General features: G+C 64.2%; 10 protein-coding genes. All 10 read left to right on the top strand.

Annotation, left to right across the window (positions count from 1 at the left end; genetic code table 11):
- The first annotated feature begins 102 nt into the window (after positions 1-102).
- The 10 genes from Q1A71_RS04105 (at position 103) to Q1A71_RS04060 (ending at position 12,795) form a co-directional block, all read left to right on the top strand.
- Entirely contained in the window at positions 103-675 is a 573-nt protein-coding gene (locus Q1A71_RS04105) for an XRE family transcriptional regulator (RefSeq protein WP_299672097.1), read from the top strand.
- Entirely contained in the window at positions 676-1,296 is a 621-nt protein-coding gene (locus Q1A71_RS04100; RefSeq protein WP_299672095.1) for a LysE family translocator, read from the top strand. It begins immediately after the preceding gene.
- Positions 1,296-1,679 (top strand): GFA family protein, encoded by a 384-nt coding sequence (locus Q1A71_RS04095; RefSeq protein ID WP_299672093.1) that lies wholly within the window; start codon positions 1,296-1,298, stop codon positions 1,677-1,679. The genes Q1A71_RS04100 and Q1A71_RS04095 overlap by 1 nt, the downstream gene beginning before the upstream one ends.
- A gap of 12 nt (positions 1,680-1,691) precedes the next feature.
- Complete coding sequence (locus Q1A71_RS04090) at positions 1,692-4,145, top strand: FAD-dependent oxidoreductase (RefSeq protein ID WP_299672091.1); 2,454 nt, start codon at positions 1,692-1,694, stop codon at positions 4,143-4,145.
- Positions 4,142-5,032: a homocysteine S-methyltransferase family protein gene (locus Q1A71_RS04085; protein ID WP_299672089.1), complete on the top strand. Its 891-nt coding sequence runs from the start codon at positions 4,142-4,144 to the stop codon at positions 5,030-5,032. The genes Q1A71_RS04090 and Q1A71_RS04085 overlap by 4 nt, the downstream gene beginning before the upstream one ends.
- A gap of 14 nt (positions 5,033-5,046) precedes the next feature.
- Positions 5,047-7,491, top strand: coding sequence for an FAD-dependent oxidoreductase (locus tag Q1A71_RS04080; protein ID WP_299672087.1), 2,445 nt, complete (start codon positions 5,047-5,049; stop codon positions 7,489-7,491).
- 136 nt (positions 7,492-7,627) lie between these two features.
- Positions 7,628-8,275 (top strand): RluA family pseudouridine synthase, encoded by a 648-nt coding sequence (locus tag Q1A71_RS04075; RefSeq protein ID WP_299672085.1) that lies wholly within the window; start codon positions 7,628-7,630, stop codon positions 8,273-8,275.
- 82 nt (positions 8,276-8,357) lie between these two features.
- A complete protein-coding gene (locus Q1A71_RS04070) occupies positions 8,358-8,675 on the top strand; it encodes a metalloregulator ArsR/SmtB family transcription factor (RefSeq protein WP_299672083.1) in 318 nt (105 codons plus the stop codon).
- Entirely contained in the window at positions 8,672-9,097 is a 426-nt protein-coding gene (locus tag Q1A71_RS04065; RefSeq protein WP_299672081.1) for an SRPBCC domain-containing protein, read from the top strand. Before Q1A71_RS04070 ends, Q1A71_RS04065 begins: the two co-directional genes overlap by 4 nt.
- Before the next feature lie 527 nt (positions 9,098-9,624).
- Positions 9,625-12,795, top strand: coding sequence for a CHRD domain-containing protein (locus Q1A71_RS04060; protein ID WP_299672079.1), 3,171 nt, complete (start codon positions 9,625-9,627; stop codon positions 12,793-12,795).
- Positions 12,796-12,817 lie beyond the last annotated feature (22 nt).

Raw genomic sequence — 12,817 nt, 5'->3', positions numbered from 1 at the left:
CGCCGATGCGCTTGGGGATGCCTTGGTCGACCGTGAAAAACCACTGGATTTTTTCACCGGAATCGTTAACGTGAACAAATCACCGTTTTTTTCACGGAACAGATGCGCCACGACCTGCCCTCTCACCCCGATACGCTTGGTGCGGACCTGCGCGCCTTGCGGAAATCGCGCGGGCTGACGCTGAGCGATCTGGCGGAGAAACTTGGCCGCTCGGTCGGCTGGCTGAGCCAGGTGGAGCGGGACAAATCCGAGCCGTCGATCACCGATCTGCGGCACATGGCCGAAGCGCTGGAGGTGTCCGTCTCGATCCTGTTCCGCCACGCGGCCGCCCCGGCCCATGAGGCGGGATATGTGGTGCGCCACAGCGCGCGGCGGCGGATCGGCAACACGGTCGCAGGGCTGGTCGAGGAGTTGCTCTCGCCGGACCTGACCGATGATTTCGAGATGGTGCATTCCACCTTCGAGCCGAGGAGCCGGATCACCGAGGCCGTCTCGCGACCCACGCAGGAGGTGGGCTATCTGGTGTCGGGGCGGCTCGATCTGGAGATCAGCGGCACCACGCACACGATCACCCCTGGCGACAGCTTCCGCATTCGCGGCGAGGCGTTCCGCTGGGCCAATCCCTACGACGAACCTGCCGTGGCCATCTGGGTCATCGCGCCGCCGGTGTATTAGATGAGCTTTGAGGCCTGGACCATATTTGCGCTGTTCTGGGTGGTCTTCGTGACGACGCCGGGGCCGAATGCGGTCAACTGCATCACCAACGGGATGCACCTGAGGTTTCCCCGCGCGATGGTGGGCGTGCTGGCGATCCTGACGCAGGCGACGCTGTTCCTGCTGCTCTCGGCGCTGGGGATCACGGCGCTGATCGCCGCTTCGCCCACGGGGTTCTTCATCGCCAAGCTGGTGGGCGCGGGCTTCCTGATCTACCTCGGCGTGCGCGGCTGGATATTGGCCAAGCGCCCCGTGGTTGTGGGCGACCGGCCTGCGAAGTCCATCTATCTGCACGCTTTGGCGGTTGCGACGATCAACCCCAAGAGCGTGGCGGGCTATCTCGCCGCGTTTTCGCAATTCGTACAGCCGGGCGTGCCGATCTGGGAGCAGATGGTGGTGATCGTGCCCACGGCGCTGACCGTTACCGCGCTGAGCTACACCGGGTTTACACTCCTCGGCGCGGGCCTTGGGCGCGCGGCGCTGGGGGCTGTCTTCAACATCTGGGTGCGGCGGGTGCTGGCGGGCTGTTTTATCATCTACGGCGTGTTGCTGGGCACGTCGTCTACGCCGGGGAGAGCGTGATGCTGTCAGGAAGCTGCTTGTGTGGGGGCGTGACTTACAGGCTGACGGGGCCGTTGCGCAATTCGGTCGCCTGCCATTGCCGGCAATGCCGCAAGACCAGCGGGCATTACGTGTCGGCGACACAGGTGCAGCCCGGTCAGCTTGACGTCACCAAGGACGACACGCTGGCGTGGTACCAATCCTCGCCCGGTGCGCACCGCGGCTTTTGCAACCGGTGCGGATCCTCGCTGTTCTGGCGCCATGTGGATGACAACGGCGCAGTCTCGGTCATGTCCGGCACGCTGGATGGGTCCACCGGGATCGCCACCGAGAAGCACATCTTCGTCGCCGATAAGGGCGACTATTACGACATCGCGGATGATCTTCCGCAACACGACCAATAGGGAGCACTAGGCATGGCTGATTTTCCAACAACGGCGCGGGTTGTCATCATCGGGGGCGGGGTGGTCGGCACCTCGACGCTCTATCACCTGGCCAAGGCGGGCTGGACTGACTGTGTGCTGCTGGAGAAGAACGAGCTGACCGCCGGGTCGACCTGGCACGCGGCGGGCAACTGTCCGAACTTCGCGGGCTCCTGGGCGGTGATGAACATGCAGCGCTATTCGCTGTCGATGTACCGGACGCTGGCGAAGGACGTCGATTATCCGATGAACTACCACGTGACCGGGGCGCTGCGGCTGGCGCATTCCAAGGACCGGATGATGGAGTTCGAGAAGGTCGCCTCCATGGGCCGGTACCAGGGGCTGGAGATGGGCATCTGCACGCCCGAGGAGCTGAAGGAACACAATCCCTTCATGGAGACGCATGATCTGGAGGGGGGGCTTTGGGATCCGTTGGATGGCGATATCGACCCCGCGCAGCTGACCCAGGCCTTGGCCAAGGGTGCGCGCGACGCGGGCGGGCGGATCGAGCGGTTCTGCCCCGTTACGGGTATCGAGCGGGATGGCGACGAGTGGATCGTGAAGACCGAGAAGGGTGAGATCCGCTGTGAGTATGTCGCGAACTGTGCGGGCTATTACGCACAGCGTGTGGGCGAGATGTTCAAGCCCTTCGGCGGGCGCACCGTGCCGATGGTGGTGATGAGCCACCAGTATTTCCTGACCGATGAGATCCCCGAGCTGGCGGCGTGGACCAAGGAGAAGGGTCACAAGATGCCCATGATCCGCGACGTGGATATCTCGTATTATCTGCGGCAGGACAAGAACGGCCTGAACCTCGGGCCGTACGAGCGCAACTGCAAGGCACATTGGGTCACGCCGGAGGATCCGATGCCCGAGGATTTCTCCTTCCAGCTGTACCCGGATGATCTGGAGCGGCTGGAGTTCTACATCGAGGACGCGATGGAGCGGGTGCCTGCGCTGGGCACGGCAGGTGTGGGGCGGAATATCAACGGGCCGATTCCTTATGCGCCCGACGGGTTGCCGATGATCGGCCCGATGCCGGGGGTGAAGAACGCCTTTGAGGGGCATTCGTTCACCTTCGGAATTGCGCAGGGCGGCGGCGCGGGCAAGTGCCTCAGCGAGTGGATCATGCACGGTGAGACCGAGCTGGACATGTGGGCCGTCGATCCGCGTCGTTATACCGACTATGCGGATCACGATTACTGTCTGGGCAAGGCGCTGGAGACCTATGGGCATGAATACGCGATGCATTTCCCGCATCACGAGTGGCCTGCGGGGCGGGACAAGAAGCTGTCTCCGAACCACGACCGCCTGCTGGCGGATGGCGGCCAGATGGGTGCCTATAATGGGTGGGAGCGGGCGAACTGGTTTGCCAAGGACGGGGATGACACCTCGGAGGCAGCCACCGAGACATGGGACCGCAATGGCCCCTGGGCGGTGCGCGTGAAGGAAGAGGTCGAGGCCGTGCGCGATGGGGCGGGCGTGCTCGATATGCCGGGATTCTCGCGCTATACGCTGCAGGGCGAGGGGGCCGCGGAATGGCTGCGCGGGCAGATCGCGGGGGCGTTGCCGAAAGCGGGTCGGATGAACCTGGGGTATTTCACCGACAGTCGGGGCCGTATCGTGACCGAGGTCACCATTATTCGCTGGGCTGAGGATGACTTCTGGCTGATGACGGCGGCGGTCGCGCAATGGCACGACTTTGAGTTCCTGCAAAGCCGCCTGCCTGCTGATGGATCCCTGAGCCTGACGGACATCACGCGGGAGTGGTCCACGCATCTGCTGACCGGGCCGAAATCGCGCGACATGCTGGCGGGCCTGACCAACGATGCGGATCTGTCGACCGGGTGGCTGACCATTCAGGAGGCAACTGTTGCGGGCAAGCCGGTCAAGCTCTTCCGCATCTCCTTTGCGGGCGAGCTGGGCTGGGAGGTGCATACGTCGTTCGAGGACAGCGCGGACGTTTACACCGCGATCCGCGACGCGGGGGCGGCGCCCTTTGGCATGTATGCGCTGAACTCCATGCGGATCGAGAAGGGGTATCGCAGCTGGAAGGGGGATCTTTCCACCGATTACTCCCTGCTCGAAGGCGGGATGGAGCGGTTCATCCGGTTTGACAAGCCGCAGGATTTCATCGGCAAGGCCGCGCTGCAGAATGAAAAGCAGCAGGGCTCCAAGAAGCAGTTCGTCACGCTGGTGGTCGATGCGGGCGATCAGGACGCGCCGTATATGGCGCCGCTCTTCCACAACGGCGAAGTCGTGGGCGAGACCACATCGGGCGACTGGGGCTATCGCGTGAACAAATCCATCGCGCTGGGCATGTTGCGCAAGGATCTGACGGACCCGGGCAGTGAGGTGGAGGTCGAGATCTACGGCCACCGCTACAAGGCCACCGTGCAGCCCGACCAGCCGCTCTGGGATCCGGAAAACGAAAGGATCCGTGCGTGACAGAAATCACGCTTCTGGACGGAGGCATGGGGCAGGAGCTGATCCACCGGGCGGGCGACCGACCGACGCCCCTGTGGTCGACGCAGGTCATGGCGGAGCATCCCGGCATGGTGCAGGGGGTGCATGCGGATTTCTTTGCCGCAGGCGCCACGATTGCGACGACCAACACCTACGCGATCCATCGCGACCGCCTGGAAGATACAGCCATGGAGGGGCGTTTCGAGGCTCTGCATGCGGCAGCGCTTGCAGAGGCCAAGGCCGCACGCGCGGCACACGGAGCGGGCCGCATCGCGGGAGGGATCGGCCCGCTCCGTGCAAGTTATCGCCCGGATCTGCACCCGGAGGCGGAGGTGGCCGTGCCGCTTTTTGCCGAGATCGCCAGCGTGTTGGCCCCCGACTGCGACCTGCTGATCCTTGAGACCTGCGCCTCCGTCGCCCATGCGCGGGATGCGCTGGCGGGCGCGCGCTCCACCGATCTGCCGGTCTGGCTGTCGCTGACGGTGTCTGACACCGATGGCACGCGCCTGCGCTCGGATGAGCCGCTGGCCGATGCGCTGGAGGTGGCCGCCGGAGCGGATGCGGTGCTGATCAACTGCTCGGCCCCCGAAGCGGTCACGCAAGCGCTGCCGATCATTGCACCGCTCGGCAAGCCCTTTGGCGGCTATGCCAATGCGTTCGAGATGATCACCGAAGATTTCCTCAAGGCCAAACCCACCGTCGAGGCGCTGACTGCCCGGCGGGACATGGGGCCGCGCGCCTATGCGGGGTACGCCCTGCAATGGGTTGGTCTGGGCGCCACCATTGTCGGCGGATGCTGTGAAGTCAGCCCCGCCCATATCGCTGAACTCGCCCGGCGGCTGGACGCTGTCGGTCATACCATCGTTTAAAGGAAACACTGCTCATGGCTCTGCCACCGTCTCACGCGCGCGTTGTCATCATCGGAGGAGGGGTGATCGGCTGCTCCGTCGCCTATCACCTGACCAAACTGGGGTGGACGGATGTGGTTCTGCTGGAGCGCAAGCAGCTGACCTCGGGGACCACCTGGCATGCGGCGGGCCTGATCGCGCAGCTGCGCGCGACGAAGAACACCACCAAGCTGGCGAAGTATTCCCAGGAGCTTTACGGTAGCCTTGAGGAAGAGACCGGCGTGGCGACAGGCTTCAAGCGCTGTGGGTCGATCACCGTGGCACTGACCGAAGAGCGGCGCGAGGAGATCTACCGGCAAGCCGCCATGGCACGCGCCTTTGGCGTCGAAGTCGAGGAGATCTCGCCCTCCGAGGTCAAGACGCGCTATGAGCACCTGAACATCAAGGGGGTCACCGGTGCGGTGTACCTCGACAAGGACGGGCAGGGTGACCCGGCGAATATCGCGCTGGCGCTGGCCAAGGGCGCGCGGCAACGCGGCGCGCAGATCATCGAGCGGACCAAGGCCACGCGCATTGCGCGCGAGGGCAAGCGCGTCACCGGTGTGGACTGGGAGCAGGGCGGTGAGAGCGGCCATATCACCGCCGATATGGTGGTGAACTGCGGTGGCATGTGGGCGCATGAAGTGGGTCGCATGGCGGGCGTGAACGTGCCGCTGCATGCCTGCGAGCACTTCTACATCGTGACCGAGGCTATCGAGGGCCTGACGCAGTTGCCGGTGCTGCGGGTGCCGGATGAATGCGCCTATTACAAGGAAGATGCGGGCAAGATGCTGCTGGGCGCGTTTGAGCCCAATGCCAAGCCTTGGGGCATGGAGGGCATTTCGCCCGATTTCGAGTTCGATCAGCTGCCCGAGGATTTCGACCACTTCGAGCCGATCCTCGAGGCCGCTGTCGAGCGCCTGCCCATGCTGGCGGAAGCGGGCATCCATACGTTCTTCAACGGGCCAGAGAGCTTCACGCCGGATGATTCCTATCATCTGGGGCTGGCGCCGGAGCTTGATAACTTCTGGGTTGCGGCGGGCTTCAATTCCATCGGCATTCAGTCGGCCGGTGGTGCGGGTATGGCGCTGGCGCAGTGGATGGAAGGCGGCGAGAAGCCGTTTGACCTGGGCGACGTCGATATCTCCCGCATGGAGACCTTTCAGGGCAACAAGACGTACCTCTTCGAGCGCTCGAAAGAGACGCTGGGCCTGCTTTATGCCGACCACTTCCCGTTCCGGCAGAAAGAGACGGCGCGGGGTATCCGCCGCTCGCCGGTCTACTGGCAATTTGTGGATCGCGGCGCGGTCATGGGCGAGTTTGCCGGGTGGGAGCGGCCCAACTGGATCGCCAAGCCCACGCAGACGCCGGAGTATGAATACAGCTGGAAGCGCCAGAGCTTTTTCAACAACATCGCCGAAGAGCACACCGCCATCCGCAACAATGTGGGCATGTACGACATGTCCTCCTTCGGCAAGATCCGCGTGGAGGGCAAGGACGCGACGGCCTTCATGAACTTTGTGGGCGGTGGCCAGTACGACGTGCCGGTGGGCAAGATCGTCTACACCCAGTTCCTGAACCCCACAGGCGGGATCGAGGCGGATGTGACCGTCACGCGGCTGTCGGACACAGCGTATCTTGTGGTCACACCTGCGGCGACGCGCCTCGCTGATGAGACCTGGATGCGCCGCCACGTGGGCGACTTCAACGTGGTGATCACCAATGTGACCGCAGGCGAGGCCGTGCTGGCGGTGATGGGGCCGAATTCCCGCGCGTTGCTGAATCTCGTCTCGCCCAATGATTTCTCCAATGAGGAGAACCCCTTCGGCACCGCGCAGGAGATCGAGATCGGCATGGGTCTGGCGCGGGTGCACCGCGTGACCTATGTGGGCGAGCTGGGCTGGGAGGTCTATGTCTCCTCCGAGATGGCCGCGCATGTGTGTGAGACGCTGATCGAGGCGGGCGCGGACCTGAACCTCAAGCTCTGCGGCATGCACATGATGGACAGCTGCCGGATGGAGAAAGGCTTCCGCCACTTCGGGCACGACATCACCTGTGAGGATCACGTGCTGGAGGCGGGGCTTGGCTTTGCGGTGAAGACCGACAAGCCGGACTTCATCGGGCGGGACGCGGTGCTGCGCAGGAAGGACGAGGGGCTGAAGACCCGGCTGGTGCAGTTCAAGCTGACCGATCCGGAACCGCTGCTCTATCACAACGAACCGGTTCTGCGGGATGGCGAGATTGTGGGCTATCTGGCGTCCGGCGCCTACGGTCACACGCTCGGTGGTGCGATGGGTCTGGGCTATGTGCCTTGCGCGGGAGAGACCGCAGCGGAGGTGCTGGCCTCGACCTATGAGATCGACGTGGCGGGCACACGGGTGAAGGCCGAGGCCTCCTTGAGGCCAATGTACGACCCCAAATCAGAGCGCGTGAAAGCCTGAGGCCGCGGTGGCCTGAAAGCCCACCGCACCTGCCTGTCCTGACCGGTGTGCTGGCAGGTCCGGCGGGCTTCAGGCCGCCGCCTCGGCCAGAGTCGCCAACACTTGAACATCTGCGCATCATCTGCCAGCAGACGGCATGAGTGACGTCTACGCCCCACCCCAGGATCCATTGGTCATTCTGCATGAGGATGCGGAGGTGCTGTTGGTGGACAAACCCGCCGGGCTGCTCTCCGTGCCCGGTAAGGGGGCGGAGCTTGCGGACTGTCTGCTCACGCGCGTGCAGGCCGCGTTCCCCGATGCCTTGTTGGTGCACCGGCTCGACCGGGACACCTCCGGGGTGATGATCTTTGCCCTGACCCCGCATGCACAGCGGCACCTCGGATTGCAGTTCGAAAAGCGCATGACGCGCAAGAGCTATGTGGCGCGGGTCTGGGGGGTGCCGTCCGAGAAGACCGGCACCGTGGATCTGCCGCTCATTGTCGACTGGCCCAATCGGCCCCGACAAAAGGTCGATCACGAGGCTGGCAAACCGGCACAGACGGAGTGGCGGGTGCTGAAGGACGAGGGGGATACCGCCCGCATGCGGCTGCACCCCAAGACCGGGCGGAGCCATCAGCTGCGGGTGCATATGCTGGCGCTGGGCCACCCGATTCTCGGCGATCCCTTCTATGCCACCGGCCCGGCCCGCGACTTTCCGCGGCTGATGCTGCACAGCGAGGAGCTGCGGTTCAAACATCCGCAGGGCGGGCGCTCCATGAAAATAAGGGCGGCGGCGCCTTTCTGACCCGGGACGTGCCTCGGGGCTTGACGCGAAACCGTTTGGTATCATAAAAGGGATACCGAAAGGTATCGCTTTAGGAGTGCCCATGCCCCCGGTTCAATCCGCCTTCCGCGCGCTTGCGGACCCGACCCGCCGCGACATCCTGGTGATGTTGCGCGACCGCGACCTCACCATCGCCGAGGTCGCCGAAAACTTCGACATGACCCGCGCCGCCGTCAAGAAGCACCTGACTGTGCTGAGCGACGGCGGGCTGATCACCACCCGCACCAGCGGGCGGGAGCGCATCAACGCGCTCAACCCCACCGGCATCGACCCCGTGATGGACTGGCTGACATACTTTGACATCTTCTGGGACGACCGCCTTGCCAAACTCAAAACCGAAATTGAAAAGGACAGAACATGACAGCTCCCGTCTTGCGCAAAACGATTTTCCTGAAAGCCACCCGCGCCGAGGTCTGGGCCTTCCTGACCGAGCCGGAGCACCTGGCCAAATGGTTCCACCCGCCCAAGCAGACGCTGGCCGCGGGGCAGAGGTTGGAGATGTACGGCGCCACCAGCGGCGATCTGCTGATCTGGGGAGAGGTCAAGGTGGCGCGCCCGCCGGAGTATCTTGAGCACACCTTCACGGTCAAACCGATGGGCGATGCGGTGAGCCTGGTAAAATGGACGCTGACGGACGTGACGGGCGGCACGCAGCTCTCGCTGGAGCACTCCGGGCTGCCCGCCACGGCAGAGGGCTTTGGTGTGGTGCTCTCGCTCGACAAGGGATGGGACGAGCACCTGGGCCAGATGCGCGCGGCGCTGCACGAGCCGGTGCCAGCCTAGATCCACCAGGGGGGGTGCCGCTACGGGCAGCGCGCCTCTCCCCGCCGCCGCCGGCTGTGCCCGCCGTCATCCGCCGTGTAGCTCCATGGGCGGGGGTGACCCCCCCGACCGGCGATGAGAGGTGGCCGGCACGCGCCCCCGCCACATGGGCCATGGCGGTTCGGCAGGCTGAGCCCCACAGATCATCCGATTGCCGGAGTGCCACGGGTCTGATCCGGAACGGGGCAGGCAGGCTGTCAGCTCCCACGCTCGAGATGTGGCAAAAGGCGGTCACCATCGGGAACACCTTCGTGATCCGCCGTTAACCACGGCAGGTGCGAGCCGTATCGCGATTTTCCAACGCATTGGATTCGTTGAGATTTGGAGCGCCGCCGATCACGGTATGTGTGACTATTACGCATTCTTATGCGTGGTATTCGGAAGAAGAATTTCAATAAAGCAGCCGCGTCCGCACTTGGTAAAGCGGCAGGGAGGCCACTGGTTCGGTCTGATCTCTGCGCTAACCAAACCTCATGCGGAGATCTCCGATGCTTTCCGAAATTCTCGCCAGCCTGCGTGCCAGGCTCCTCACAACATCGACACTGCCTCAGGAGACCGTCCGGGACGGACAGACCCTGAGCAACGGCTTTTTCCAGAACACCGTGGTCGACACCACACCGGCCTTCGTTCTGAACAACGACCTCGCGCGGTTCCTCAACTTTGGCCAGGTCGAAACCAACGGGGCCCCCTCGGCCGTCTCGGTCGAGGCCGAAGACGTGCAGGTCTTCAACTTCCGGACCGGCAGCATCGAGGCCAACGGGCCCGTTGCAACCGGCATTGAGGTGACCGATGGCTCGAGCGCGGACATCCGCAACTTCGGCAGCATCGCCGGGGAGTTGAACGGCGTGGAATTCAGCGGTGCGACCAGCTCGGGCACGCTCGACAATTTCCGCGGCGGTGTGATCTCGTCCGACAGCCGGGCTGTTGAAATCGAAGGCGATGGCGTCAGCCTGCGCAACTTCGGCGACATCCTCGGCACCGGCGATCAGCGCAACGGCACCATCTATACCAATGCGACAGCGGAAGATGTCAGCATCTCCAATTTCACGGGCGCCACAATCGACGCGGGCGCAGGCAACAGCGGTGCGGGTGTCTCCTTCCAGGTCGGGGATACGGCGGGCGATGTTGTGTCGAACACCCTCTTCAACGGGTTTGGCGCAACGATCCAGGGCCGCGGTCAGGCGGCGTCCGACACCCCGGGCGCGGGTGACGGCATCCGGCTGAACAACGGGGCCGACGGCGCCGTGTCGGACACCGACATCGTGAACAGCGGTCTGATCTCCTCCGAGAGCGATCAGGGCACGGCGGCGGGGATCCGCATTGCGGATGGTCTGTCGGCGGAGGGTCAGATCCTCAACACCTCGACCGGTGTGATCGAGGGCGTGCGCAATGGTCTTTACATCGGCGAGGCCGAGCATGACCTCGACGTGCTGAACTTCGGCACGATCCAGTCGGGCAGCCGGGCGGTGAACATCGACGGGACCGGCGTGGACCTGATCAACGGCGGAGACATCCTCGGCACCGATGATCAGCGCAACGGGACGGTCTATGCCGATGGCACGGCGGATGACTTTTCGGTTTCCAATCTGGTCAATGGCACGATTGATGCGGGCGCGGGCAACCAGGGCTCGGGCTTTGGGGCCGAGATTGGGGGTGCTGCGGACGGTGCGAACACCTTCTCGCTGGACAATGCCGGCACCATCCAGGGGCGCGGCAATGCCGCTGCGGGGACGAACCTCGCAGGGGATGGCGTGCGGATCGGCAATGTCGGCAATCAGGGCACGACAGACGCGACGATCACCAACTCGGGCGAGATCCTGTCGGAGGGGGCCAACGGCACGGTCGCGGGTGTCCGCGTCGTGAACGGTGTGAACTTTCAGGGCAGCCTGACCAACTCCGGCACCATTTCTGGGGTGCAGAATGGTGTCTACTTCGGCACCGGGGATCACACCGGCGGGTCTTTCGTGAACGCGGGCGTCGTGTCTTCGGGCAGCCGCGCGGTGAACATCGACGGCGAGGGGCTGGAGGTCGTGAACTCCGGCGAGATCCTTGGCACCGGCGACCAGCGCAACGGCACCGTCTACGCGGATGGGACCGCGGACAACTACACTTTCACCAACACAGGTCTGGTGGACGCAGGCCTCGGCAACAACGGCTCTGCCGTGGCGCTGCAAACCGGCGATGTGGCAGGCGATGTCGTCTCTGCGGCGATCTTCAACGAAGGCACGCTGCAAGGGCGCGGAGACGCGGCCACAGGCAACACCATCGGCGACGGTCTGCGCCTCTTCAGCAACCAGGAGGACGCGAGCTTTGCCGGCCTGGTGCAGAACGAGGGTGTGATTGCGGGCTCTGCCGACAGTGAGGCCGCAGCGGGTATCCGCATTGACGGCGGCCTGACCCTGCTGGGCGCGATCCTGAACGAAGGGGAGATCACCGGCACGGTGAACGCCATCGATGCGCGCGATGCAGGTGATGTGACCTTCGTCAATGACGACACAGGTTTGGTAAATGGTAACGTGGTATTGGGTGCCGGAGACGACATCGTTGTGGACCTCGGTCGGATCAACGGTGTCGTCGATGGCGGCGCAGGCGATGATGTGCTGATCGCTGGGGAGGCTGACAATGTGATTGTCGGGGGCCTCGGCAATGACTTCATCGACGGCGGCGACGGGATCGACACGGCGGATTTCTCGGATCAGGACGTGGCGGTGACCGTCACCCTCGGTGCAGACGGCAACGGCACGGCGACCCGTGAAACCGGGTTCTCCGTTTCGGTGCAGGACGTCGGCGTCGGTGCATCGCTGCAACCCACGGCAAACATCAACGATGGGGCTGGATTTGTGGCGGAGGCCCTCGCGGGGAACCTCTATTACAACGTCCACACTTCGGAGTTCCCGGGCGGTGAGATTCGCGGTCAGCTGTCGGTCGTCAGCGATGCCGGAACCGGCCACGGGCGGGTGATCGAACTGGCGGGATCGCTGGATGCAAGCCAGGAGCCGGGGCCCACGTCCGACAGCGCGGCCACCGGTGAGGCGACGTTGACGATCCGGTTCAATGAGCAGGGCGAGGTGGTTTACAGCTCCGAGCTGAGCGTGACCGGTCTGAACGAAGCGGATCTGCAGACGCCGGTGCCGGGGGTGGTTTCCGCCATCCATCTGCACAACGCGCCGGCCGGCGTGAACGGGCCCATCGCGCAGGACACGCTGGTGGATGCCGGTGCAAGCATCGACGCCGATGCGCCCACGGGTGTCTCTGGTCTCGATGTGATCCAGGAGGTGGTCGAGACCGACACGCTGAGCTCGATCGAGAATGTGATCGGGTCGGACGATGGTGACGTCATCATCGGGTCGGATGCGGACAACACCCTGTCGGGCGAAGACGGCGACGACCTGCTGAGCGGTGAGGGTGGCAATGACATCCTGATCGGCGGTGAGGGATCGGACACATTCGCCTTCAGCGGTCTCTTTGGCAACGACACGATCACGGACTTCGAAAACGGCATCGACCGGTTGGACTTCTCCGACTTCGGCCCCGACTTCGGCGCCGCGCTGACCGTCGAAGCGGTCGAGGATGGCACGTTGCTGACCCTCGGCAACAGCGGCTCCGTGCTTCTGGCCGGTGTCGACAGCTTCGACACCGAAGACGGCTTCATCGCCTGATCGAAGACCCCCGAGGTGGCGG

It is taken from the genome of uncultured Roseobacter sp. (assembly GCF_947493125.1).
Taxonomy (GTDB): Bacteria; Pseudomonadota; Alphaproteobacteria; order Rhodobacterales; family Rhodobacteraceae; genus Roseobacter.
This window is presented reverse-complemented; position numbering and strand designations above follow the sequence as displayed.